This is a genomic window from Undibacterium sp. FW305-107 (genome assembly GCF_058788535.1).
On the sequence record NZ_JBYTAV010000005.1, the window covers coordinates 58,739 to 84,848 of the forward strand.

At 48.6% G+C, this 26,110-nt stretch carries 21 protein-coding genes and 1 tRNA gene; 13 read left to right on the forward strand and 9 right to left on the reverse strand.

Annotation, left to right across the window (positions count from 1 at the left end):
- Positions 1–45: 45 nt before the first annotated feature.
- A complete protein-coding gene (locus AC3WQT_RS12250) occupies positions 46–963 on the reverse strand; it encodes an alpha/beta hydrolase (RefSeq protein WP_492704218.1) in 918 nt (305 codons plus the stop codon).
- A 55-nt stretch (positions 964–1,018) separates the two neighbouring features.
- Here AC3WQT_RS12250 and AC3WQT_RS12255 point away from each other — a divergent pair, with 55 nt between their 5' ends.
- Entirely contained in the window at positions 1,019–1,684 is a 666-nt protein-coding gene (locus AC3WQT_RS12255; protein WP_492704219.1) for a 3-keto-disaccharide hydrolase, read from the forward strand.
- 38 nt (positions 1,685–1,722) lie between these two features.
- Here the strand turns inward: AC3WQT_RS12255 and AC3WQT_RS12260 are convergent, their stop codons facing one another.
- Entirely contained in the window at positions 1,723–2,952 is a 1,230-nt protein-coding gene (locus tag AC3WQT_RS12260; RefSeq protein WP_492704220.1) for a hypothetical protein, read from the reverse strand.
- Positions 2,953–3,363: 411 nt separating this feature from the next.
- On the opposite strand from AC3WQT_RS12260, the gene AC3WQT_RS12265 reads away from it, so the two are divergent.
- The 8 genes from AC3WQT_RS12265 to AC3WQT_RS12300 all read left to right on the forward strand — a co-directional run bounded on the left by AC3WQT_RS12265 (position 3,364) and on the right by AC3WQT_RS12300 (position 13,899).
- A complete protein-coding gene (locus AC3WQT_RS12265) occupies positions 3,364–4,359 on the forward strand; it encodes a rhamnogalacturonan acetylesterase (protein WP_492704222.1) in 996 nt (331 codons plus the stop codon).
- A gap of 80 nt (positions 4,360–4,439) precedes the next feature.
- Entirely contained in the window at positions 4,440–5,114 is a 675-nt protein-coding gene (locus tag AC3WQT_RS12270; protein WP_492704223.1) for a DUF6250 domain-containing protein, read from the forward strand.
- A 49-nt stretch (positions 5,115–5,163) separates the two neighbouring features.
- Positions 5,164–6,576 (forward strand): glycoside hydrolase family 88/105 protein, encoded by a 1,413-nt coding sequence (locus AC3WQT_RS12275; RefSeq protein ID WP_492704224.1) that lies wholly within the window; start codon positions 5,164–5,166, stop codon positions 6,574–6,576.
- Positions 6,577–6,925: 349 nt separating this feature from the next.
- Positions 6,926–7,693 (forward strand): SDR family NAD(P)-dependent oxidoreductase, encoded by a 768-nt coding sequence (locus AC3WQT_RS12280; RefSeq protein ID WP_492704226.1) that lies wholly within the window; start codon positions 6,926–6,928, stop codon positions 7,691–7,693.
- Between the two features lie 136 nt (positions 7,694–7,829).
- Positions 7,830–9,413, forward strand: coding sequence for an alpha-N-arabinofuranosidase (locus AC3WQT_RS12285; RefSeq protein WP_492704227.1), 1,584 nt, complete (start codon positions 7,830–7,832; stop codon positions 9,411–9,413).
- 47 nt (positions 9,414–9,460) lie between these two features.
- Positions 9,461–11,017, forward strand: a complete 1,557-nt coding sequence (locus AC3WQT_RS12290; RefSeq protein ID WP_492704228.1) for a glycoside hydrolase family 43 protein — start codon at positions 9,461–9,463, stop codon at positions 11,015–11,017.
- Positions 11,018–11,347: 330 nt separating this feature from the next.
- Positions 11,348–13,306, forward strand: a complete 1,959-nt coding sequence (locus AC3WQT_RS12295) for a TOL_0244 family TonB-dependent receptor (protein WP_492704230.1) — start codon at positions 11,348–11,350, stop codon at positions 13,304–13,306.
- Positions 13,307–13,416: 110 nt separating this feature from the next.
- Positions 13,417–13,899, forward strand: coding sequence for a TOL_0243 family YfiR-like periplasmic protein (locus AC3WQT_RS12300; protein WP_492704231.1), 483 nt, complete (start codon positions 13,417–13,419; stop codon positions 13,897–13,899).
- Between the two features lie 16 nt (positions 13,900–13,915).
- Here AC3WQT_RS12300 and AC3WQT_RS12305 read toward each other — a convergent pair whose 3' ends face one another.
- The 3 genes from AC3WQT_RS12305 to AC3WQT_RS12315 all read right to left on the reverse strand — a co-directional run bounded on the left by AC3WQT_RS12305 (position 13,916) and on the right by AC3WQT_RS12315 (position 20,284).
- Positions 13,916–16,561, reverse strand: a complete 2,646-nt coding sequence (locus AC3WQT_RS12305; RefSeq protein WP_492704232.1) for an EAL domain-containing protein — start codon at positions 16,559–16,561, stop codon at positions 13,916–13,918.
- A gap of 3 nt (positions 16,562–16,564) precedes the next feature.
- A complete protein-coding gene (locus AC3WQT_RS12310; protein WP_492704234.1) occupies positions 16,565–19,603 on the reverse strand; it encodes a sensor histidine kinase, YfiR-like protein-associated in 3,039 nt (1,012 codons plus the stop codon).
- A gap of 604 nt (positions 19,604–20,207) precedes the next feature.
- Positions 20,208–20,284, reverse strand: a tRNA-Pro gene (locus AC3WQT_RS12315).
- Between the two features lie 209 nt (positions 20,285–20,493).
- On the opposite strand from AC3WQT_RS12315, the gene AC3WQT_RS12320 reads away from it, so the two are divergent.
- The 4 genes from AC3WQT_RS12320 to AC3WQT_RS12335 are packed head-to-tail and all read left to right on the forward strand — an operon-like array spanning position 20,494 to position 23,470.
- Complete coding sequence (locus AC3WQT_RS12320; protein WP_492704235.1) at positions 20,494–21,618, forward strand: M14 family metallopeptidase; 1,125 nt, start codon at positions 20,494–20,496, stop codon at positions 21,616–21,618.
- A 27-nt stretch (positions 21,619–21,645) separates the two neighbouring features.
- On the forward strand, positions 21,646–22,113 hold the full coding sequence (locus tag AC3WQT_RS12325; protein ID WP_492704236.1) for a CYTH domain-containing protein: 468 nt from the start codon (positions 21,646–21,648) through the stop codon (positions 22,111–22,113).
- Between the two features lie 2 nt (positions 22,114–22,115).
- Positions 22,116–22,385, forward strand: a complete 270-nt coding sequence (locus AC3WQT_RS12330) for a MoaD/ThiS family protein (protein WP_492704238.1) — start codon at positions 22,116–22,118, stop codon at positions 22,383–22,385.
- The gene (locus tag AC3WQT_RS12335) at positions 22,385–23,470 is read left to right on the forward strand and encodes a WD40/YVTN/BNR-like repeat-containing protein (protein ID WP_492704239.1); all 1,086 of its coding nucleotides are present in this window, start codon (positions 22,385–22,387) and stop codon (positions 23,468–23,470) included. The genes AC3WQT_RS12330 and AC3WQT_RS12335 overlap by 1 nt, the downstream gene beginning before the upstream one ends.
- A 70-nt stretch (positions 23,471–23,540) precedes the next feature.
- Here the strand turns inward: AC3WQT_RS12335 and AC3WQT_RS12340 are convergent, their stop codons facing one another.
- From AC3WQT_RS12340 to AC3WQT_RS12355, 4 genes are all read right to left on the reverse strand, one after another.
- On the reverse strand, positions 23,541–23,921 hold the full coding sequence (locus AC3WQT_RS12340) for a nuclear transport factor 2 family protein (protein WP_492704241.1): 381 nt from the start codon (positions 23,919–23,921) through the stop codon (positions 23,541–23,543).
- Between the two features lie 33 nt (positions 23,922–23,954).
- Complete coding sequence (locus AC3WQT_RS12345) at positions 23,955–24,407, reverse strand: MaoC family dehydratase (RefSeq protein WP_492704569.1); 453 nt, start codon at positions 24,405–24,407, stop codon at positions 23,955–23,957.
- Positions 24,408–24,431: 24 nt separating this feature from the next.
- Positions 24,432–24,893, reverse strand: coding sequence for a MaoC family dehydratase (locus AC3WQT_RS12350; RefSeq protein ID WP_492704243.1), 462 nt, complete (start codon positions 24,891–24,893; stop codon positions 24,432–24,434).
- Between the two features lie 77 nt (positions 24,894–24,970).
- The gene (locus AC3WQT_RS12355) at positions 24,971–26,110 is read right to left on the reverse strand and encodes an acyl-CoA dehydrogenase family protein (protein ID WP_492704244.1); all 1,140 of its coding nucleotides are present in this window, start codon (positions 26,108–26,110) and stop codon (positions 24,971–24,973) included.

Sequence of the window (26,110 nt, forward strand, 5' to 3'; positions counted from 1 at the left end):
GCCTGTACATGATGGAGGCTGGCGATTTTTGTATCTCCGCGTAGCTTATTTTTCTGATAGGTTGTCGGATTGCAGTATTTTTCTATCCCTCAACCATTCTTCAGCACGATGCGGCCAATCGGATGCATTGCCGTTACCAAGTCGCATGCCCATGCCATGTGTGCCACGTTCAAACAAGAGCATTTCCGCTGGCACACCAGCTTTCGTCAAAGCTTGGTAAAACAGGATACTGTTTTCAACCGGGACAGTTTTGTCATTCTGGGTATGGATCAACAGCGTAGGGGGCGTCGTGCTGCTAACCTGTTTTTCCAGCGACATCAATTGCATGGATTCTGCGCTGGGCGATGCACCCAGCAGGGCTTTGCGGGATCCCGCATGTACCGACGGGTCTTGCATGGTGATCACGGGGTACATCAGTATCATGAAATCAGGGCGGGCATTGACACCATCAAGTGCAGTGCCGGTGCGCCCCAGGGGGTGATCAAACAGAGTGCCAGCACTGGCTGCCAGATGGCCGCCCGCCGAGCTGCCCATGACACCGATGCGTTTGGGATCTATGCCATATTGCGAGGCACTGGAGCGTACCAGGCGAATGGCACGCAAGGCATCCTGTAAAGGGGCAGGGTGGCCAAATTCTGCCAGGCGGGATTTCAATACAAAGCTGCTGACACCCAGTGTGCTGAGCCAGTGGGCGTATTGCTCACCTTCACGCAGGGTAGAGAGGCGTACATAGCCACCACCGGGGCAAATGATCACGACGGCACCGTTTTTTCTATCTGCAGCGGCAGGATAAAAAGTCAACGTGGGTTCGCTGACATTTGATGTACGACCATCAGAACTCTGTTCTGGCCCTATGCTTTTCGCCCCTGGCACGCCCTCTGGCCACAGGGCGATGGAACTTGATTGTGCGTGAGAAGAAAAAGCCGAGAGTGCCAGTAACAAAGTGAAAAAAAGTCGTGTCATGGTAGTAAATGAAGTATTTTATGAAAAATATCGACCCTATTTGAGAAAGAATATCATGCGTCAACTTTCCCGTTTTTTGAGACCATTTCAATTATCAGTATTGCCTGTTGCATCCATCCTTTCTCTCATGGTCAGCCCTGTTGCAAATGCCGAAGAACTGTTCAATGGCCGTGATTTCAAGGGCTGGGAAATTCAAACTACACCCGCAAGCAAGATTGAAGAAGTGTTCAGTTTCACGGCTGATGGCGTGATTGCTTCTGCCGGCAAGCCTTCGGGCTATATCGCCACGACTGAAAGCTATAAAAATTTTGTACTGCATGCAGAATGGCGCTGGACTGCAGCTCCTGGCAACGGTGGCGTCCTGATACACATCAGTTCTGGCCCCAAAGACAAGGTTTGGCCGTTGAGTCTGCAAATCCAGACCAAATACAAAAATGTCGGCGACCTGTTACCCATGGCCGGTGCCAGCTTTGCCGAGCCCCTGACTACGGCCGAGGGCGCATATCCTCCCATCAAGGCAAAACTTGCTGATAGCGAAAAACCAGTCGGTGAATGGAATAGCTGTGACATTCTTGCCAGGGATGGATCGGTTGAAGTCAAGATCAATGGCATCGTGCAAAACAGGATCAGCAAATCCAGCCCTGATTCTGGCCACATCGGTTTTCAGCTTGAAGGCACTGCATATGAACTGCGCAATGTGCGCGTTCAAAAACTGGATTGATGTTCGCCGCATGATCTGAATACGCCTGTCAATTTAAATCAATTTGGCACAGGGATAATGCAGATATTCAGCGTTCGGTTATCTGCAGACAGCATGGCTGACTGAATTTCTATCTTCTTGCCGTCCGGGCTGAATGTAGGGTGAGGGTGGTCCGCTGCCGTGTCCTTGTGCCCGGTACTGAGCAAACTCATCTTGCCGCTCAGACGATCTATCAGATAGATGCTGCGGCTGAAATCATCACCAACCGCCCAGCGACCATCGCTAGACCCATGCACATGCCACAAGCCGCTGCCTGATGGTGTTTGTCCCACTATGCGCATTTCACGTGTGCGCAAATTGACTATGGCAAGGCCGCTGGGTTTTTCACGTGTGCCAGCGTTGCCCCAGCCCGGGTCTTGCCCCGGGTTGGCAACCTCAACGGCAGTGCCTTTGTTAGCATTATTATTTGTTCCCCCGATGGTGCGATGTCCCATAATCGCCATCGCCACTTCATCTTTTGAAATTACCGCTTCATGAGTGACCCATTCATAATCAGCTTCTGGATAAAGCGGGCGCAAGCCACTGCCATCAGCCATTACTACCCAGGTGCGCTGAGGTGATTTGCCACCGGTTTCCCAGCAAAAGATGATTTCTCCGGGATTCCAAAGATTAGCCTGGATATGACCGATCTGGAATGGTACCGAGATAACGTGGCGTATTTCCCCCGTCTTGACATGCATTTTTGCAATACCACCGGGGCCTGCACCCATGTTTCTGGGGCCGAAGCTTTTTTCTATACGCGCATTTTTTGCCAGGTATTTTGCCGCTTCCTGTGAGGTCTCGCGGAAGTATATCCATTCGTCGGCAGCATCCAGTGCCAGGTCGGCGGCTTGTCCGACTTCAGCAGGTACTACGCCACATACGCGCTGGTAGTTTTCTGCCGGCTTCATCTTGCCAGCTTTGCTGTCTGCAAATACCGCAGCAAGATCAACTTCCACCAATTCAAGCGGCGTAGCCTGACGTGGACGACCAGGTCTTCCTTCGCGTGGAGATTTATCCGTGCTACGCATGAAATACAGCTTCATTGCACGTGTCGATACATTCAGCATGCCGGTATAACCACCTTCAGACACCTGTACGATATCCCCGGTTTGCTCATTGACTGCCATCGCTTCGCCTTTTGCGATGCCTGAACGAAAGATCACCCATTGCCCATCCGAAGTCCACTGTGGATGGGTGGGGTAGATTTTTGAATCACCATGCGGCTGGCTGGTCAAAAAGGTCAACATCACCCCAGTGACCGGGTCTTTGACCACTTTGCGTTCGTTGGGGAAGCGATGACCTATTTGCGCGAAGGCAGATGCTGAGTACAGACAGAACAGACATAAGAAGAGAATCGGAAGGAGAATCGAGAAACGGGAGGATAAGATGCGAACAGATAAGCGGTTCATGGAATTTTGATATGTGTGGGAGTAATCGGTTAAATCCCGGATGATCATTCCCTCAACGTGTTTGAATGGAATGGCATCAGTGCTGCATATTGTGCGCGGATTTCGCGCAAATTTTCCAGAATTTGCATCTTCCGATCAACTTGATCATTTTTTTGATTCTTTAAGCAAGTCTTGCAGTCAATTACAAGCTCTCGAATAAAATGAAATTATGTGAGAAAGCTGTTGAGATCATTAAATTCTGATCTGCCCATGATGATCAATACCCATCAGTTTTCTGCAAAGACGATACTTAACCATCATTGCCATCATCCATCTATGAATACCAGTATGTCTGCGGTACGCCGCCTGATCTGTGTAAGTGTGCTGGGCTGGACTTGTTCTGCTCTGGCGCAGACTATGCCGCCACCTGCGGTGAATACCGACCCCAATGCAGCCGCGCGTATCGTATTGCCCGAGCCAGCGAATCCGCAATTGCCTTCGGTATTTTTTATTGGTGATTCAACCGTGCGTAATGGCCGGGATGACGGTCAAAACAAGGGGGCAGAAGGGCAGTGGGGCTGGGGTAATCCCATCAAGGCCTATTTTCAGGTGGATAAAATCAATGTCGTCAACCGCGCCATTGGCGGACTCAGCAGCCGTACTTATCTGACAGGTGGGCACTGGCAAAGAAGCCTGGCCTTGATGAAGCCGGGTGATTTTGTCATCATGCAATTCGGCCATAATGACAATGGCCCGCTTAACGATACCAGCCGTGCGCGTGGAACCATCAAGGGCATAGGTGACGAGGCTGAGGATATCGATAACCTGCTGACCAAGGTGCCAGAAACAGTACACAGCTATGGCTGGTATTTACGCAAATATATTGCAGAGGCCAAGGCAAAAGGCGTGCAGGCTATCGTATGTTCTCCCATACCACGCAAGAACTGGGACGCCAATGGAAAAATCAATCGTAGCAAAGCCAGTTATGGCGGCTGGGCTGAACAGGTGGCGAAACAGGAAAAAGCAGATTTCATTGACCTGAATGAAAGCATCGCCGCTGCCTACGACACCATGGGCAAGGATGAAGTGATGAAGCTGTTCCCTTTGGTGACGCCAGACGAACATACCCACACCAATCTGGCTGGTGCAGAATTTAATGCACGAATGGTCGTGGCGGGCATCAAGACTATGCAATATGCACAGTTGAAAAACTATTTAAATGATAAGTCAGCCGATCTCAAATTGCCTGCTGCATCACCAAAATAGTAATTCATAAAATGATACCCATGCCTCATGTTCGAACAAACCTGCGACCAGTTTGCAAGACTATTTCAACTCTCGTTGTCATGATCCTGGCTTTACCTGCCGCTGCACAGTCTGCGGACGCTACTTGCAGTCAATGGGGCAAGCCAGGCAAGCTGATTTACAAGGATGACTTTGATGCTGGTTTGTGGCAGTGGCAGGTGGAGTCCGCCGACACAGAGAACTCCGATATCAGCGTTGACCATCACCAGCTTTTGATCGATGCAGCGAAAGGGGTGACGGTGTGGTTCAAACAAAAATTATCTGGCGACATGTTGATCAGCTACACCCGCAGGGTAGTGATGGAACAGGGGCGTAATGACCGCCTGTCTGATTTGAATCAATTCTGGATGGCGACTGATCCACATGATCAAAACATCTTTACCCGCAAGGGAGCATTTGAACAATACGATGATTTACGCCTGTATTACGCAGGCATAGGCGGCAATACCAACACCACAACCAGGTTTCGCAAATACCAGGGTAATGGTGAACGTAGCTTGCTGACCGAGTTGAATGAACGCGACACTTTATTGCAGGAAAACCGGGACTACTTCATAGAAACTGCGGTGTACCAAGGCTGCACGCGCGTTCTGGTCGATGGCAAAGTTTTCTTTTCATACAAAGACAAAGATGCCTTGCGGGATGGCTACTTTGGATTCCGGACGACACAATCCCGGCAAAAAATACGTGATTTCAAGATTTACCAATTGGAATAAAACTGGTACTCGCAGGACTAATTTACAGAGCAAAAAAATGATGATAAAGATGAGACAAAAAAACCAATCCGGCTTGCGTTTAATATTCAAATTATTGACCATCGCAGGTATCAGCTGCATGCTGCCACTAAGCATGCACACAGCAATGGCCGCCGGTAAAGAAAATAATAAAGGCAAGCCAGCCAATGACGTCACCGCGCCCCTGCATTTGATGCAACCCGATTACCCGACGCCGTACGGTCAACCAACAGCAGAAGATGTCAAAAAAGTGCTGTATCGCGTCCATGCTTATCTGGATAATGTTACGCCTGCCAGGATTATTGATGGCAAAACAAAAAAGCAGGTAACTGATTTTTCTCAGATCAATGATGATACGATACTGGCACCCGGTGATTATCGTTTGACCAGCTATGAATGGGGTGTCACCTACGCAGGCATGCTGCTTGCTGGCAGTGCTACAGGTGACAAACGCTTCAGCAATTACGCCAGTGATCGCCTCGGTTTTCTGGCAGACCTCGCACCGCATTATATCGCGCGGCTGAAAGCCAATCCCAAGAGCCCTTCACCTATCCGTTCCTTGTTGCAGCCCCATGCGCTGGATGATGCCGGTGCCATGTGTGCCGCCATGATCAAGGCCACCAGGGATGGTGTCTCCAATAAGCTGTCCAGCCTGATTGATATTTGCAGCAGTTATGTCAGCACCAAGGAGTTCCGTCTGCCGGATGGCACGCTGGCCCGCAACCGGCCACAGCCAAATACCTTGTGGCTCGACGATTTGTTCATGAGTGTGCCAGCCTTGGCGCAAATGGGTAAATTGACAGGCGACACCAGGTACTATGACGATGCAGTGAAACAGGTCAAACAGTTTTCTGAACGCATGTTCAACAAGGAAAAAGGCGTGTACATGCATGGCTGGGTGCAGGACATGGGTGTTCATCCGCAATTCCACTGGGCCAGGGCAAATGGCTGGGCCGTCATGACCTTGGTTGAATTGCTGGATGTACTGCCGCCAAATCACCCTGGCTATGCCGACGTACTGGCGCAATTGCAGGCACACGTCAAAGGTCTGGCGCCTTATCAACATGGCACAGGCTTCTGGCATCAACTACTGGACCGTAATGACAGTTACCTGGAAACATCAGCCACTGCCATCTATACCTATGCCATGGCACACGCCATTAATCGCGGCTTCATCGATAAACGTGCCTACGCACCAGTAGTCATGCTGGCATGGAATGCAGTAGCCAGTAAAGTGACGCAAAAAGGCCAGGTGGAAGGTACTTGTGTGGGTACGGGTATGGGCTTTGATCCGGCGTTTTATTATTATCGCCCGGTAAATGTATTTGCTGCACATAGCTACGGCCCGGTATTGCTGGCCGGTGCAGAAGTCATCAATCTGATGAAGGCCAATACCTTTGAAATCAATGATAGTTCACTGCAGATCAAACTGATGAAACCCTGATTTTATTTTATAGAATGGATCACCAAGCTCTATTGCAAGGTCAAATTATTTCGACAGACCCAGATTGCGCTAGTCTGGATTAGTGTGCTGATTTATTTCCTGGTGAAACCGGGTGGTGCTGGATTTTATCCTGTATTTTCTATTGTCTATCTTAGTGGACTTGCATGCGCCAGCAATCCTGTCACAGCTATTATTGCCAATAAGCCTGTGCAATGAGAATGCGGCGAATATCTGGCGTCGTCATGGTGGCGTATCAGGAAAAAAATAGTTTGTAATTGGAATAGATGCAGTAAATCGGTTTAGCCGACAAAAAAATAGCTACATCATCAAACTCTAAGCAGGAAACGACATGAATCAATTGGCACACTATGCCAGCCTCAAAGGACGAACAGTATTTATTACTGGTGGCGGCACCGGCATCGGTGAAGAGCTGGTCAGTGCTTTTACCCGTCAGGGTGCGAAGGTAGCATTCGTTGATATCGCCAAAGATGCCAGCGAGGCACTGTGCTCCAAATTGACTACTACTGGCATGCCTGTGCCCCTGTACCGCTATTGCGATATCACTGATATTCCGGCGCTGCAAAAAGCCATGGCTGAACTGGCGGCAGAGATCGGTGACTTTGATGTTCTGGTCAACAATGCAGCCAATGATCAGCGCCATCAGACTGAAGAAGTCAGTGTCGATTATTGGAATGAACGCATCGCCATTAACCAGCGCCCCATGTTTTTTACCTGTCAGTCTGTCTTGCCTGGCATGAAGAAAAAAGGTGGTGGCTCCATCATCAATGTAAGCTCGATTTCCTGGCATATCAAGGGTGCGGGTTACCCAGTGTACGCCACTGCAAAGGCAGCAGTCGTCGGCCTGACCCGTGGACTGGCACGCGAATTTGGTGCGCATGGCATACGGGTGAATACCGTATCACCTGGTTGGGTGATGACACAGCGCCAGATTGACTTGTGGGTAGATGAGTCAGGTGAGCAGGAAATCAAGCGAAATCAATGCCTGCGCGGAAAACTGATGCCTGCACATATTGCCTCGATGGTGTTGTTCCTGGCGGCGGATGACGGTGCCATGTGCAGCGCGCAGGAGTTTATCGTCGATGGCGGCTGGGTCTGATCCTGTGAATTTGATCTCGACTGTTGTCAGACCATATAGCGTATAGCAATGCCTGTTGCCTCTGATTCGCTGTGACCGCCTGTGGAAAAGCAGGCGGTGGGTGCACGCATCTAGCCTAAAAATCAGGAAACAAAAAATGAAAATATTAAAAACCAGTTTTAAAGCAGATGTATTGTCTGCAGTAGTTTTTGCTTCTGCGGTGATTGCCATTCCGGTCTCTGCTGGTAATCAAGTCAGCGTCAGCATCGATACGAAAAAGCCCGGCCCCGTTATCAACAAGAATATTTATGGTCAATTTGCTGAGCACTTGGGCACAGGCGTTTATGAAGGCATGTGGGTAGGGCCAGATTCATCTATTCCTAATACGAAGGGTTGGCGCAACGACGTCATTGGTGCTTTGAAAAAAATGCATGTGCCACTGGTACGCTGGCCTGGTGGCTGTTTTGCTGATGAGTATCACTGGCGTGATGGCATAGGTACGCGTGAGAGCCGTCCAGTGAAGATGAACACCAACTGGGGTAATGTGGAAGAACGCAATGCCGTTGGTACACACGAATTTTTTGATCTGGTTGATCTGCTGGGGGCTGATGCCTACGTGAATGGCAATCTGGGTTCTGGTACACCGCAGGAAATGGCAGAGTGGCTGGAGTATATGACGGGTGACGGCAAGTCCACCCTGGCAGAATTGCGCCGAAAAAATGGCCGCGACAAGCCATTTAATGTTGCATTCTTTGGCGTTGGTAATGAGGCCTGGGGTTGTGGTGGCAATATGAAGGTCGAATACTACACCAGCCTGTTCAATCAATATGCCAGTTTCTTGAAAGCCCCCAAGGCTTACATGCCGAAAATCATTGCCAGTGGCGGTCATGACGATGACACTGCCTGGACAGATTATTTGACCAAGAACATTCATGAACAATGGAATATGCGCTTTGACGGTGTCAGCTTCCATTATTACACCTTGCCTACCGGCGTATGGGAAAAGAAAGGCATGGCGCTTGGTTTTGGTGAAGATCAATGGATATCCACGCTAAAAAATACGTTGCGCATGGACAGCCTGATCAAGAACAATGTCGCCAAGATGGAAGTCAACGATCCAAAAAACAAAATTTCTTTCAATGTCGATGAGTGGGGTACCTGGTATGACGTAGAAGCAGGCACTAATCCTGGATTTTTATATCAGCAAAACAGTCTGCGTGATGCCCTGGTTGCGGCATTGAACTTCAATATTTTTCATACTCATGCAGCGCGTGTACGCATGACCAATATTGCCCAGATGGTCAATGTCTTGCAAGCCATGATACTGACTGATAAAGACAAGATGCTGCTGACACCAACTTATCATGCATTTGAAATGTATGTGCCATTCCAAAATGCGACTGCCTTGCCTTTGATGATAACCAATAACCCTGAATACAGTTTTGGTAAAACCAGTATCCCTGAAGTAAGTGCTTCGGCTGCCCGTGCCCTGGACGGGAAATTATATTTATCACTGGTGAACACTAATCCCAACAAGAGTGTTGAGATAGACATTGATGTGACTGGTGAAAAGCTGAAAACGGCAAAAGGCAGGCTACTGACTGCCAAGGCTATGGACGCCCACAATACCTTTGCCCAACCGCAATCAGTCCAGCCGGGCAGTTTTAATGCAAACGCGAAAGCTGGCAAGTTGACATTGAATATCCCGGCCAAGGCAATAGTTGTGGTTGCGCTTGAATAATTGCTACATATCGTTGTGCAATTATCTAAAACCATACGAGAACAAAAATGGCATCATCAACTTTGACGCAGGCGATGGTATTGGCAGGCTTGCTGATGTTGACCGTTTGCGGTGAATGTAGTGCAGGAGGGGGAGCAGTTGAAGTGGTCGGCACAAGTGCTACTGCAACAGGTACAGCCCCTACAGGTACGACGAATGGCGGTAATTTGACACAGGCGGCCTTGAGTTTTAATAATGTATCTGTGCATGACCCGTCGATAGTGAAGACCGGGGGCACTTACTATATTTTTGGTTCGCATCTGGCAGCAGCAAAATCTACTGATCTGATGAGCTGGACCAAAGTAGCTGACGGCGTCAATACGGGTAATCCTTTATTTGCTGATGTGACCAGGGTCTTATTTGATTTGTTTTCCTGGTCGCAAGTAGTAGATTTGTGGGCACCAGATGTAATTCAGCTTGATGACGGTAAGTTTTATTTTTACTACAACTCTTGCAAAGGTGATTCTCCCCGTTCGGCCTTGGGTGTGGCGGTTGCTGACAAGATAGAGGGGCCATATGTCAATAAGCAGATTTTCCTGAAATCCGGGATGTGGGGGCAACTAAGCGAAGATGGCAAGACCATCTATGATCCGCTGGTGCACCCGAATGCGGTTGATCCCAATGTGTTTCGTGATAAGGATGGCAATCTGTGGATGATCTATGGTTCTTATTCTGGCGGGATTTTTATCCTTGCCATGGATAAAACCACGGGCTTGCCCAAAGCGAATCAGGGTTATGGTAAACACCTGATGGGCAGTAACCATAGTCGCATTGAAGGTGCTTACGTCATGTATAGCCCACAATCGAAGTATTACTATATGTTCACTTCCTTTGGCGGGCTGGATGCGAATGGAGCCTACAATTTACGCGTAGCCCGTTCGCTGGCACCAGATGGTCCTTATCTGGATGCCAGAGGGAATGATATGGACAAGGTCAAATCCAATCCGGCATTGCCTTTGTTTGATGACGCAAGCATTGCGTCATATGGACAAAAACTGATGGGTAACCACCAGTTTGCCCTGGCTGTGGGGGAGACTGGTACACCTTTGGGGTATGTTTCACCCGGCCATAATTCAGCTTATTATGAGGCCTCAACTAATCAGTATTTTTTGATTTTCCATATCCGTTTCCCAAACACTGGCGAACTGCATGAAGTGCGTGCGCATGAGATGTTCATTAATGAAGATGGCTGGCCGGTAGTGGCTCCTTTCCGTTATGCACCATTAAGCAAAAGCTTGCCAGCACAGCCGGCAGAAGTCAGTAGCAAGGACGCTGAAGGCAGCTACAAAATGATTAATCATGGCAAGGATATTTCTACTAACTTGAAGCTGTCGCAAAATATCAGGCTTAACAGCGACGGCAGTATCTCCGGTGCAGTTGGCGGTAGCTGGAAACATCGTGGTAATAACAATGTCCAGATTACTCTGGACGGCGGTGGCATATTCAGCGGTGTTTTGTCGCGTCAGTGGAATACAAACGCTTCAGCTTTTGTCGTCAGTTTTACCGCACAATCGCAAGAAGGAGTATCAATCTGGGGTGCACGGACAGGTGGCACAGGTAGCTAGAATAGTTTAAGGATGAATAGTATGAAATCTCTCTGCTTGTGGTTTATGGTCAATGTTTTTAGTCTTTTGATGCTGTCTAAACTCATGGCTGCGGAAGTCACTGTAGACTGAACATTTATTGTTCCCAGGCGCTGATCTGTTATTGCGCACCGTACGTGATATGGCAAAAGAGCTGTATTAAGTGTAGTTGTAAAAAAGCTGTTTTTTTACAAAAATATCTTATTCCTGTAGTAATTATTTAAAATAAAGTCTATCTTTAATTGCATATGTATTGCGCAATTCAATGGATAGAGGCATAGCCTCTGCAACCTCGCATTGTCAGAGGCTTAAATGAAATCATCCTGTTTATTCCGCAAGCGGCGAATAGATTCCCTGATCAGCTTTAAGACCTCAAGTCTGCTGTTTGCCGTGACAATGGCAACACCATGCTATGCGGCCGTGGCTGCATCAGATAATTTTCTCGATCTTTCCTTCGATGAGCTGGCTAATATACGCATTACTTCGGTCTCCAAAAAAGTCGAAAATGTTGCCAAGGCTCCCGCTTCCATCTTTGTTATTACGAACGAAGAAATCCGTCGTTCAGGGGTGGCCAGCCTGCCGGAAGCTTTACGACTTGCACCAAACCTGCAGGTGGCGCGGGTGGATGCCAGGAACTACGCGGTTACCGCAAGAGGATTCAATAGTCCCTTTGAAAACAAGTTGCTGGTGTTGATTGACGGACGTACCGTTTATTCCCCCTTGTTTTCAGGGGTGTTCTGGGATGCTCAGGACGTGGTACTGGAAGATGTTGAGCGTATAGAAGTGATCAGCGGTGCTGGCGCTACGCTGTGGGGAGCCAATGCTGTCAATGGCGTGATCAATATCATCACCCGGTCTGCCAAAGATACTACAGGTAGCCTGGTCAGTGCGGGTATCAGTCCACACGAGCGCAATATGGCAGTGCGATATGGCAGCAGTTTTGATAATGGAGCAAATTACAGGGTTTATGCCAAGCACGCAGACAATGATGACAGCCGTAACTTGAACGGCAAGCCATTGTTGGAAGGCTGGCGTCGCGACCAATTTGGATTCCGTTCTGATTGGGAGCAAGCAGAGCGTACGCAGGTTTTTATTGGCAATACTTATCACGCCAGCCTGCACCAGGCCGGCACGGCAGATATTGAGCTTGCTGGCATCAATCTGCTCAGCCGCACAGGCTGGAAGGCTGCTGACAATACCGATAGCAGTTTGCAATTGTATTGGGATCATACTGAGCGCAATCAGCCAAACGCCTATAACGAACATCTCGATACACTGGATATGGAGTTCCAGCAATCCCAGACCATCGGCAGTTTGCACAATCTGGTGTGGGGAGCTGGCTACCGGTATGCAATAGACAGGGTACAGAACGGTAATGGCTTTGGGTTTTTGCCCGGTGACCTGAACATGCATTGGGCAAATATCTTTATTCAGGACGAAATTCGTTTCAGAGAAAATTTACGCCTGACCCTGGGTTTGAAATTTGAAAAAAACAGTTATACCGGCCTGGAAAATTTGCCTAATTTGCGCCTGGCATGGGAACCCACAGACAAGCACTTGCTATGGGCATCATTGTCGCGTTCAGTACGGACACCGTCACGTATAGATCGTGATTTATTTGCGCCAACCAAACCCATACTGATAGGTGGGAAGCTCAGATATATTTATGCCGGCGGTCCGGACTTTGAGTCTGAGATAGCCAAAACCACAGAACTGGGTTACCGCGGCCAATTAAATAAAAACATTACTTATTCCGCAACCATTTTCTATACTGAATATGACAAAATGCGAACCTTGGAGCCGGGTGCCGGGGGGCTGGATGCAGTTTTTCGCAATCTGGCTGAGGGCAGGACCAAGGGTGTTGAAATGTGGGCAACCTGGCAAGCCAATTCTGCGTGGCGTCTGACGGCGGGTGGTGTTTGGCAAAATATCAGCACCCAATTAAAGGCAGGTAGCAAGGACATTTCAAGTGGAAATGGTTTAACCATAGTCAATGATGCCGATAGCTACTGGATGATACGCAGCAGTTTCGAGCTGGCAAAAGATAAGGAGCTTGACCTCCATCTGCGTCATGTAGCGAGCCTGCCGAAACCCGCTGTACCCGCTTATACTTCATTAAATATGCGCTTGGGTTGGAAAATCAGACCCGGTATAGAGCTTTCGTTGATAGGGCAAAATCTGCTACAGAAATCTCATGCCGAATTTGGAGCCAGCCCGAACAGGGCTGAATTCGAGCGCAGTCTGATGGTCAGGGTGATATGGAAGCTTTAAAATCTGGAAAATCATGGTTTGTCCCAAAACCGGAGGGAAAACTATTTTCTGGCTTTTTGCTTTCATTGATGTTGCTCTTGTTCAGAGTTCCTTGCGTACAAGCAAATGACTTGAGCGACAATCTTGAGCAGCGTGTCAAGGCCGCATATCTGTTTAAATTTTGCAGTTATGTTGAATGGCCAGAAAAATCATTTTCTGCAGCAGACAGCGCATTGAATATTGCCGTTCTTGGTTCGGATGGTGTTGCGAATGAATTGGTGCAAATGGCATTGGGTCGCAATATCAATGGGCGTGCTTTTTTAGTGAAAAAGCTAAAGGGCGATGAAGGTGCTAATGGTCTGAATGGTGTCCATGTACTTTTTGTGGCACGTTCCAGTAACAAAATAGCGGATGTTTTAGCGACTGCCAAAGGACGTGCGATCCTGACGGTGACAGAAACAGAAGGTGCATTGTCTACGGGCAGCATGATCAATTTTGTCGTTGTTGACGGCAAGGTCCGGTTTGAAGTCGCCCCAAAAACAGCAACCCAGGACTTGGTGCTCATCAGTTCACGCCTTATCTCCGTCGCATATAGAGTCGCCAGCGGGCAGTAAATTTTTTTGCTGACGTTTACTCAATTAGCGATGGGCGATAACGCCGGAATGCTTCACTGATATTTTGTCTGAGCAGTTCATCATCCCAAGGTTTGGTAAGGAATCGATAAATTTCGCCACGGTTAATGACATCAAGGACTGACTGCAATTCCGTGTAACCACTGAGTACAATGCGCATGGTATCGGGGTACAGTTTGGCTGCTATCGTCAGAAAATCCGAACCTGTCATTTTGGACAGGCGTTGTTCGCACAAAATGACTTGCACCGGGTTGACTGCCAATAGTTCCAAGGCTTTCTGACTGTCAGGGGCAGTAAGTATGCGGTATCCCTGACCACGCAAGGACCGTTTTAATGCTGCGAGTATGGCTTCTTCGCTATCGACAAGCAGCAAGGTTTGCTGCTCACTATCAGCTTCTGGCACCAACTGCTTGTCGTTGAGCAGCATCATGGCAAAATCCTTTGCTGGAACTGGGGGGCTGAAGAAGTAGCCCTGTATCTGGTCGCAATTTCGGGTACGCAGGAACTTCAATTGCGCCTCGGTCTCGACCCCTTCCGCAATCACATTCATATGCAGGCTGTGTGCCATTCCAATGATGGCAGTAGCGATGGCTGCATCCTCGGGATTTTGTGTAATATCTGTGATAAAAGCCTTGTCAATTTTTACAGTATTAAATGGAAAACGTTTCAGGTAAGCCAGGGAAGAGTAGCCAGTACCAAAGTCATCGAGTGACAGGCACAGGCCGTGTTCGCGGAATGCATGCATGATGACTTCAGCATCTTCAGGCTTGTGCATGATCGTAGACTCTGTCAATTCCAATTCTATGGACTCTGATCCCAACTTGTTTTTTGAAAGAGCTTCCCGCACAATTCCCAACACGTTGCCTTCCTTGAATTGCAGCGCTGAGAGATTGACGGCGGTTGGCACGATATGCAGTCCATCACGCAACCAGGCAGCTTGCTGCGCGCAAACTGCATTGATAACCCAGGTGCCAATGGGGACGATGAGTCCGGTTTCTTCAGCCAATTCAATGAAAGCACCCGGTGGCAACAATCCACGCTCAGGATGTTGCCAGCGTATGAGAGCCTCGCTGCCGATGATCTGGCCGGTCCGCAAGTCTATCTTGGGTTGGAAAAACAATACAAACTGATTCTGGTCCAAGGCAGCCTTCAACATGTTTTCCATTTCTATCATGTCAGAAATCCTGGCGTTGATTTCCCATGAATAGAATTGAAAGCGTTTCTTTTGCAACTTGCATTGTTTTAATGCTGCCTCTGCATTCTTGAACAGAGATTCTGCATTAATGGCATCTGTGGGGTAAATGGCAACCCCCAGTCTGGCCAATACTTGCGTGCGGCAGTCATCAATCAGCATGGGCTCTTGCAATAAACTGATGATCTGCTCACAAGTGGCGCTGACATCTGCGTTACTCGCCAGTTCCCCCAGTATCGCGAAATTATCTGCACCTATACGTGCCACACTGTAGTGACCAGGCAGAGTATCGATAAGACGTTTGGCAACCAGCTTCAAGATGTGGTCGCCTACATGTCTCCCCAAAGTATCGTTCAAATGCTTGAAACGATCCAGATTGATTGCCATGACAAACACACCGTAATTTTCCCTGTGGGCCGACTGTATCAGTTGATCTACACGGTCCAGAAAAAGACTGGTATTGGGGAGGGCGGTGAGAGGATCGAAATAGGATAAAAAATTCGCCCTTTTCTCGTTATTGATCGCCAATAATGCAAATGACATGTCACCTGCCAGTTCACTGAGCAGTTTCATTTCTTCATCATCGAAATAATGATTTTCTCTGGCGTACAAGACCATGACCCCGACCACCTTGTCATTTATCATCAAAGGCAGGCCGATAATGGAAAGGTAGCCGCGCTCAAGAGCGTCACGACAACTGCGATCTGAATCTGCCCTGGTTCGTACGTCATTGCAGTAAGCAGCCTGGCCGGTTTTAAATATATGCTCAGGTATCCCATGTTCTGCAGTGACGCTGTTTGTCTCTGACAGCAAGGACACATTCATTTGCTCAAGGTCTACTCCCTGGCTTGCTGCCAGTTTGAAAGAACTGTCGTTGTCATTAAAAATAGCGATCCAGGCGATACCAAAGCCACCTTGCTCGACGGCGATATGACAAGCTTCTTCCAGTAGTGCTTGCGGCTCCCTGATGCGGACAATGGCAGAATTGGTGCCGCTTAAGACGGCATGTATCCGGCTCAGGCGGGCAGTTTTTGCCTGCTCGATTTCAAGTTGTTTAACGTAGCGTTCAAGTATGGTGGTGCGCACCAGTGATAAATGAGTGCGCACGCGCGCACGTACCAAGGCAGACGACACCGGCTTGATAATATAATCAACACCACCACAATCGAAACCCGCAGTCTCATCTCCAACTTCGCCTAAAGAAGAAACAAAGATGATGGGTATGCTTTCCGTTTCCGTATCTGCTTTGAGCATTTTGCAAACGGTATATCCGTCCATGTCAGGCATCTGTATATCAAGCAGTATCAAGGCGGGTTTGTGTTTTTTTGCAGCATTCAGACACTCTTGGCCACTACGTGCAAATGCCAGCAGGTAATCGGCCCCCAAGATCTGCTTTAAAGTGGCTAGATTGCCAGGTTCGTCATCAACGATGAGAATGGGTGCGGTGGGCATGGATTAGTCCTTCAGTTCGATCTCGAAATCTTTAGCCAGGTGCCAGGTCAGTGTCTCGGCACCCCGAAAATCAAAATCGTCAACAAGTGAGCGCAGCGACGCAAGTTTGTCGGCAGGCAGCAAAGGTTTGAGTGCTTCAAATAACTGGTTGGCTCGATCAGGGTGATCGGTATCCAGCGCCTGCAAAAGCTCAAGCAACAAGGGGCCAACTTTTCCTTTGTCGATAGAGTCAGGTTCTATCGATGATTCTTCTGATTCTTTTTCTTCGGTACACAAGAGTGAGATGGATGCAAAGGTTTTATCCATAGCCACTTGCAGTTTATCCAGGGCAAATTGACCTTCTCCTGATGTCCCGGTGGTTTCGATTTCTGCCGCAGCATGCGCAATATCAAAAAGCCCTAAATTTCCTGCACACCCTTTCAACTTATGTGCCAAAGCTTTGATTGCATCAAGATCATTTGCCGCGTAGCAAGCGGAAAACTGGTCGGCACTATCAATATAGTCGATCTTGAATTTCAGCAAAAATTTACGATAAACTGCGAAATCATTCCACACGGCCATCGCTTCTTTTACGGCAATGCCCGGAAGTTTTTCAATATTCTGTGTAGCTGTGATGCCTGAGGTTTGCGTATGATCATCATCTTCAGACATCTCTGACTGGCAGTGAGTCAACTGCTGTATGGCAGTCATTAACTCTTCTACGTTGAAAGGCTTGGCAACAAATGCATTCATGCCCGCTTCATGCGCAGCTTCTTGTTGCATTTTGAATGCGCCGGCAGTGAGGGCGATGACAGGCAGTTTGCCAGCATCCGGCAAGGCACGTAATTGTCTTGTAGCTTCGTAGCCGTCCATCAATGGCATCTGTACATCCATCAACACAATATCAACCACCTTAGGGTGCTTGCGCAGCCATTCCACTGCTGCTAGCCCATCATTTGCCAAATAGACCGTAGCGCCATCCGCAGCAAGGATTCTTTGAGCGACTTCGCGATTGACTTCGCTATCGTCAACTACCAGCACATTCACTCCGGGAATGCGTTTTTCTTTTAATATCCTGGCCTGACGTTTCCTTTGCAGACGGCCAGTACCGCGACGGCCCAGTACTTCGGCGACGCAGTTATAAAGGGTTGAGCAGGTCACAGGTTTGCTGAGTACGCCATCGATCAGGCCGATATCTGCATGCTTCAACAATTCATCCCGTGAAAAAGCAGTAACCATCACAACAATAGGTGAAGCATCGTCTTTCAATACACTACGAATCAGGCTTGCAGTTTGCAAACCATCTATTCCAGGCATTTTCCAGTCAAACAGCAGCACGTCATATTTAGTATTGCTTTCAAGCCTGGCCTGAACTTTTTGAATGGCGGCTTCGCCTGAATCCACCTTGGTTGGGTTCCAGCCCACTGAACGCGCTGTGAGAGCCATGTTTTCGCGGGCATTCTCACTGTCATCCGCGATCAGGATATCCAGCGCAGCCATTTCGGCCGGCGCATAGGCGCTGGTTGGCGACCATTCAAAGGGTATGGTGAACCAAAATTCGCTGCCCGTACCGGGCTCGCTGATGACACCGATCTCTCCGCCCATCTTGTTCACCAGATGGCGACATATGGTCAATCCCAGGCCTGTGCCACCAAAACGACGGGTAGTGGAGATGTCGGCCTGGGAAAATGCTGCAAAAATCTGTGATTGTTTATCCAGCGGAATACCGATGCCAGAATCCCGCACAGAAAAGCGCAAGGTAATCGTGCTGTTATCCCTGGCTAGTTGACTGATGCTCACCGTGACAGAGCCATGCTCGGTAAACTTGATGGCATTTCCGGTAAGGTTAATCAGTACCTGCTCTACCCGCAGTGCGTCGCCAAGCAATTGGCCGCTGAACGCGGGAGGCGGGGAAATGTTCAGTTCGATATCTTTGTCACCAGCGGTGGCAGCCATAATCCCTGCCAGATTGTCCAGCAAATCGACGATACGGAAAGGGGCATGCTCCACCTCCAGTTGCCCGGCCTCGATCTTGGAAAAATCCAGGATGTCATTGATGATAGCTTGCAATGAACGGCCAGCATTGCGGATTTTTTTGACCAGATCTATGGCGTCATCATTAAGTTGATTCTGTTCCAGCAAATAAGCGAACCCCAGGATGGCATTCATGGGAGTGCGAATTTCATGGCTCATATTGGCGAGAAAATCTGCCTTGGCACGATTGGCACTTTCTGCTTCTTCGGTTCTGCTGATCAAGGTTTGGTTAGCAACTTGCAGTTCATTGGTGCGATCAATCACTCTGCCTTCAAGTTCTGCATTCAGGGTACGTACAGCCTGTTCTGCCTGGCTTTTTTCACTGATCTCGCGCTCCAGAGTTTGCAGCATGTCATTGAAGGATTGGGCCAACTGACCAATTTCATCTTCCGTACTTTTACTGGCACGTAAATGATAATTGCGCTGTTCCATGACTTGTCTTGCGACACTGCTGATGGCATGAATCGGAACTGAAATCCAACGCTGCAAATGAGATGAAATAAGTACACCTAATGCAAGGCTGGCAAATAAAACCAGACCAAGTATGACTAGATAATCAAGCAGCCACTTGCCGAGTTGATAGTGCTGCCTCAAATATATTGTGCCAAGAGTTTCGTGATCTGAACTGATGCGTTTGAAGACTGCGAGTTCACCATCTTCAAAATGAGAATTTTCGACACTGGGACTGGCAGGCAATTGATTCTTGCGACCAGGTTCACGTAAATAGTGAGCAAATAATTTGCCTTGAGATGTGTATATCGCCGCAGCGACAATATTGGGGTTAGCCCGTAATTGCGCCAGATTTTCATTGGCCACTTTGATGTCATCAAATTCCAACGCTACTGCACTTCCTTGCGCCAGGATACTTGCCAGTACCGACAATTCAGCTACCGTCTTGGCGCGATTTTCCATTAATTCATGATAGAGCAGAGCCCCGCCAGCGGATGCTAAAGTGACTAAGTTGGCGATCAAGACCATGAGCAGCAGTTTATGGCGAACCGTGCGCAATCTTAGTGTCGGCATTTTCATAAATACCCCGCTTTTCTGCGGATCCGCAAGCGGAATATATCTGCACATGGAACAAAAGAACCATGGAAGATTAAGAGACGCTTAAATTGATAGGGAAAGAAAAAAAGGGGGGCTTCAGTCATCAACACCCGCTTGCAGGTGATAGTGTGCCGACTTGAAACGATATTCTGGAAAATCTGTAAGCGTTCTTGCCAGCTCTGTCTGGAGCCGGAGAATATCAACTTATCGCTCCGTTTAGCGTAAGGACATATATCGATGTAACAAAGCTTTTGTTTCATCTTACCCACGCTTAAGTATTTGCGTCGTCAGAATCTTGCTAAGCTATTTTAATCAATTTTAGTGATTGATTATGATATTTATATAAATATTTCAAATTTAATACAAAACGCTAAACTTGCAAGGCTTTTGGGTTGATGTGCGACGCATTTTAAATACAACAATACCGGGAATTAACGGAAATATGAGAGGTAAATGATACTTTTCAGTAAAATGAAATACTGAAATAAAAAAACCTGCGCAAGGCAGGTTTTAAAAGTATTGAAGATTTCTTCAATATACAGTGCTGATTATGTAATCAGCAAACTGGGTAAGTCTTTGATTTCAATGGTCGGGGCGAGAGGATTCGAACCTCCGACCCCGTGCACCCCATGCACGTACGCTACCAGGCTGCGCTACGCCCCGACACTGAGCGAAAGATTATAGTATATCGTGGCGAATTTTGCTATGTTTGGCCGGAAACTTCTTAAATGCTTGCCTTGGTGAAAAGATTTGTCCGATTTTATTCATTATTTGACTGAAATATTTTCATAATTTAGAAAAAACTGTGAAAATACTCATCCTAGGTCGCCGTATCACCACGGTGCTTAAAAACATTTCTGAATAAATACAACATGACAATTAAAATCAGTCAGAATTTCGACGCGGGAGCGATCGAAGTCGTCAAGGCGGAACAGGCGGGGGCCATCGATTTAAATTTGCGCAAGGATTCACATGCCGATATCTGGCAGTGGTTTCACTTTCGCTTGCAGGGTGCGCGTGGTCAGGAGACCGTCATGCGTATCCTCAATGCGGGTGATGCTACCTATGCCAAGGGCTGGGAAGGCTATCGTGCGGTAGCAAGTTATGACAGGGCCAACTGGTTCCGTGTGGATACCGAGTTTGATGGCAAGGTCATGACCATACGCCATACCCCTGAGCGTGACAGCGTGTATTACGCTTATTTTGAGCCTTATACCTGGGAACGTCACCTGGCCTTGCTGGGCGGGGTAGAAAATTCCTCTGTTGCCCGCGTTGAAGACCTGGGCAATACCGTCGATGGCCGCGATCTGAACCTGATCGTAGTTGGTGACCCAGCGGCTGAAAAGAAAGTCTGGATTATTGCGCGCCAGCATCCTGGTGAAACCATGGCTGAATGGCTGGTTGAAGGCACATTGAATGCCTTGCTGGATCCATCCAATCCAATCGCACGCAGCATACTGGAAACAGCGGTTGTGTATATTGTCCCTAATATGAACCCGGATGGTTCTGTACGCGGCAACCTGCGCACCAATGCAGCTGGTGCCAACCTTAACCGTGAATGGATGACACCTTCGCTGGAAACCAGCCCTGAAGTGTATTATGTGAAGAACAAGATCCATGAAACAGGTTGCGACCTGTTCCTGGATATCCATGGTGATGAAGCCTTGCCTTACATCTTCGTGGCCGGCAGCGAAATGCTGGCAGGCTTTAGCGAAAAGCAAATGCAGGAGCAGCAGCATTTTGTGAATAGCTTCTGCCTGGCCAGCCCGGACTTCCAGACCAAATACGGTTACGAAGCATCCAAATACAATGAAGATGTACTGAAACTGGCATCCAAGTATATTGGACATACCTTCAAATGCGTTTCACTGACGTTGGAATTGCCATTCAAGGACAATGCCAATTTGCCGGATGCAGAAGTGGGTTGGGATGGTTCTCGCAGTATCAAATTGGGTGAAGCAATGTTGCAACCGATTTTGGCTACATTGAGTGCATAATTCCGGTATTTATTGATCGGAGTAGTAATGGGCGTAGAAATTGAACGCAAATTCCTTGTTGTGAATCAGGATTTCAAACAACAGGGGCAGGGCACGTTTCTGCGCCAGGGTTATATTTGTTCTGACCCGGGTCGCATCGTACGGGTACGCATAGAAGCAGAACGTGCGATGCTGACCATCAAAGGCATGTCAACCGGTATTAGCTGTGGCGAATGGGAATACCCCATCCCGCTGGTCGATGCTCAAATCTTGCTGGACACAGTCTGCCAGCAACCTCTCATAGAAAAAACACGTTACCGTATTCCTCTTGCAGGTTTGACCTGGGAAGTGGATGAGTTCATTGGCGATAATCTAGGCCTTATTGTGGCAGAGGTTGAGCTTGAATCCGAGCAACAGCAATTTGACCGTCCGGCCTGGCTGGGTGAAGAAGTCAGCCACGACCGGCGTTATGCAAATGCGAATTTGCTCAAACACCCATACAAGGACTGGGCATAATCATGGCCAGGTTGATTTTCACCCAGCAACTCAGTCGTTTTACTGAAGTTCCTGAAGTGGAAACGGTGGCGGATAATTTGCGCGATGCGCTGGAAGCAGCATTTCAGGTCAACCCCACTCTACGCGGCTATATCCTGGATGAACAGGGTGATCTGCGTTTTCATGTGGTGATCTTTATCGATGGCAAGCGTGTCATGCAACGCAGTGGCTTGCGTGACCCTTTAAATTCAAATAGCCAAGTCTATGTCTTGCAGGCTCTTTCAGGAGGCTAATGATGAAAGCAATGGTAGCAACCCGCAAGGGTTTGTTTGAATTGATCCATATTGACGGCAAGTGGAAGCTGGATCAGATCAGTTTTCTGGGAGAACCCCTGAGCATGTGCCTGCATGACAAACGCGATGGCGCCGTCTATGCAGCATTGAATCTCGGACACTTTGGAGTCAAGTTGCATAGACGGGATGAAGGCCGTGACGACTGGACAGAGATCGCCGCGCCAGCTTATCCTGAACACCCTAAAACAGAGGACGATGTCGATTGGAAACTGAAGGCCATCTGGTCACTGGAAACTGGTGGCAGTGAAGAGCCGGGCGTGTTGTGGGCCGGTACCTTGCCTGGTGGCTTATTCCGTTCTGTTGACCGTGGCAACAACTGGGAGCTGGTGCGCAGTCTGTGGGACAGGGAAGAGCGCAAGGAGTGGATGGGCGGCGGTTACGATACGCCAGGCATACATTCGATATGCGTCAACCCGCGCAATTCTCAGCATATTTTGCTGGGTATCTCCTGTGGCGGCGCCTGGAAAACTGAAGATGGCGGCAAGAACTGGGGATTATGTGCATCCGGTATGCATGCGGCTTATATGCCGCCTGACATGGCAGACAAGCAAAATATCCAGGACCCGCACCTGATCGCACGCAGCAAATTCGCCAGCCATGTCTTATGGTGTCAGCATCACAATGGTATCTGGCGTAGTGAAGACGATGCTGTGAGCTGGCAGCAATTGCATTTGCCTGAAGGTATTCCAGATTTTGGTTTTGCTGTAGCCGCCCACCCACGCAACCCCGATATTGCCTGGTTTGTGCCTGCTGTGGCGGACCAAAAGCGTGTGCCCCTGCATGGCGCCATGAGCGTCACGCGTACCAGGGATGGTGGCAAGACCTTTGAATCTTTAAGAAACGGTCTGCCACAACAAGATTGTTATGACCTGGTGTATCGCCATGGATTGGCTGTGTCGGAAAATGGCAAAAATCTGTTGATGGCATCGACTACCGGCAACTTGTGGGCGAGTGAGAATGAGGGGGATGATTGGTACCAGATATCTGTTAATTTGCCACCGATTTACGCTGTCAAATTTTATTAATCTCATTCACTGAAGCTATTGAGGCCATGGCATGTGCTTTGGCCTCACCGCACTTCAAGTGTCAACTATTTCAAGTGCTGGCTCGCTGAGGGATACGTTGTGCTGGATCATAAAAGAAAGTTTCCTCAGCTATGCATTCACCTTCCCAGCGCTGGTAGGCAAGTTCTTCCATTTGTGTGACACTGCCATCCAACCACTCGAACCTGAAAATCCAGCGTATGACGACATGGTCACCATTCACCAATACCGGATGCACGCAGGTAGATGTGACTGACCTGGCGCGCGACATGACGGCATGTTCGGCAGCGACATGTGCTGCACGGCCTATCCTGGGTTTGGCCTGGTTTTCCTGCATGCTGGAATTTTCGGTATAAAACTCTTCGCACGCTGCGGCATGTTGGTTTGCTTCAACCTTGGCGATGAAGCGTTTTAATGTGTCTGGGTTGGGCATGTATTCGTTCTCAAAGAGGTGTAAGTGGCTGAGCTAATAGCAGCGTGAAATTGATTCTGCCACGCATACCGGTTTATCCTGGCCTTCACGTTCTATCGTGACTTCCCAGGTGAATTGCGCGCCATCCTTGATGTCTTCTATTTCCAGCAGTTTCAAACGCGCGCGTACCCGGCTGCCGACAGGTACAGGGGAGGGGAAGCGTACCTTGTTGAGTCCATAATTGACACCCATTTTGACGTAGGTGAGTTTGATGGCATTGGCAACCAGCATGGGCAGTAAGGATAAAGTCAAAAAGCCATGTGCAATCGGCCCGCCAAACGGGGATTCACGTTCGGCTCTTTCTACATCGATATGTATCCATTGATGATCGCCAGTAGCATCAGCAAAAGTGTTCACTCTTTCCTGACTGATTTTTACCCATTCTGATTGCGCAACTTCCTGGCCTATCAAGTCTTTTAATTCGGCAAGACTATTAAATTCTCTCATCATGTCTCCTTGATGTTGATTTTTTTACTCTGGACGACGGCCAAACATGCCCATGCCGGTAATCGTGCAGACCAGCTTGCCTTCCTGGTTATAGGCTTTCCACAAGGTATTGATGACACCGCGGTCTGGCTTTGAAGTAGACAGCTTGCTACCCGTAGTTTCGGCTGTGACAGTCAGGGTGTCGCCGGGACGTACCGGTAATATCCAGCGTATTTCATCAACGCCAGGAGAGCCCATGCTGGATGAATTGGCCAGGAACCCATCCACCACCATGCGCATGATCATGCCGCAGGTATGCCAGCCGCTGGCGATGACGCCACCAAAGATGGAATGGCTGGCGGTTTCTTTATCGACGTGAAAAGATTGCGGGTCAAATTGCCTGGCAAATGTGATGATTTCTTCTTCCGTTACTACACGCTGTCCCAGTTCTATGACTGTACCGGGAATGAAGTCTTCAAAATACCAGCGATCTGTTTTGATACTCATAGTGTGTCCTCGTTGTTTCCTTATTGTTTTAAAACGCAAAAAAAATCCCGAACACAGTCGGGATTTTTCTACAGCATTCAGGCTGCGCTTTTAAAGCCGGGTTGTGCGACAAATCTGGCCAGATGATGATCAGTGTCACCCAGTGTGAGCTCTATCGTGGTCAGGCGTTTGAACATGTGGGCAACCGGCAGTTCATTGGTGACACCCATGCCACCATGCAATTGCACGGCTTGCTGGCCTATGTATTTGGCAGCCTGGCCTATCCTTGCCTTGGCGGCAGATACCGTGCGCCGACGCTCCTCTACATCATCAGAAGCGATTTTGACGGCAGCCAGCGTTGCCATTGAGCGTGCCTGTTCCATTTCCATGAACATTTCTGCCATGCGATGTTGCAAGACCTGGAATTTGCCGATAGGTACGCCAAATTGCTGACGGGTTTTCAGATAATCCAGGGTAGCTGCGGTAATTGCTTCCATGATGCCTATGGATTCTGCACACAACAGGGTAACGCCGTAATCTGCCACCGCATCGAGTAATTCCCAGCTGCCGTCCACGGTAGTTAGCAGCGCATCTGCACCAACTTGTACATTTTTGAATGTTATATCAGCGGCTCGATAACCATCGATGGTACGGTAATCGCGACGGTTGATGCCTTCTGCATTTGCATCGACGATAAACAGGCTGATGCCATTCGCATCGCGTTGCGTGCCGCTGCTGCGTGCAGAGACGATCAGTTTGTCTGCCTGAGCGCCGTGCAGCACCACGGTCTTGCTGCCATTGAGTACAAAACCATCGCCACTTTTGCTGGCAGTGGTGGCAATGTCAAACAGGTCGTGACGTGATTGCCTTTCACCGAGTGCATTTGCCAGCTTGACTTCACCGCCAGCGATTTGCTCAAGCACATCTGCATGCTTGCCGGATTTTTTCAAAAACTCTGCGCCCAAGACCGTGGCGAAGTAGGGCTCGATAACAATGCCGCGTCCCAGTTCTTGCATGATGACCAGCATGTCGATGGCAGAACCATTGAAGCCGCCTTGCTCTTCTGGTACGGGTAAGGCCAGTGCGCCAAGTTCTGTCAGGCCACCCCAGGCTTTTGCAGATACACCTTCAGTAGATTCTATGATTTGCTTACGCTGTTCAAAGCCATAGTCTTTTTCTACCCAGCGACGCAAGGCATCAGCAAACTGTGTTTGTTCTTGTGTTAAATTGAAATCCAT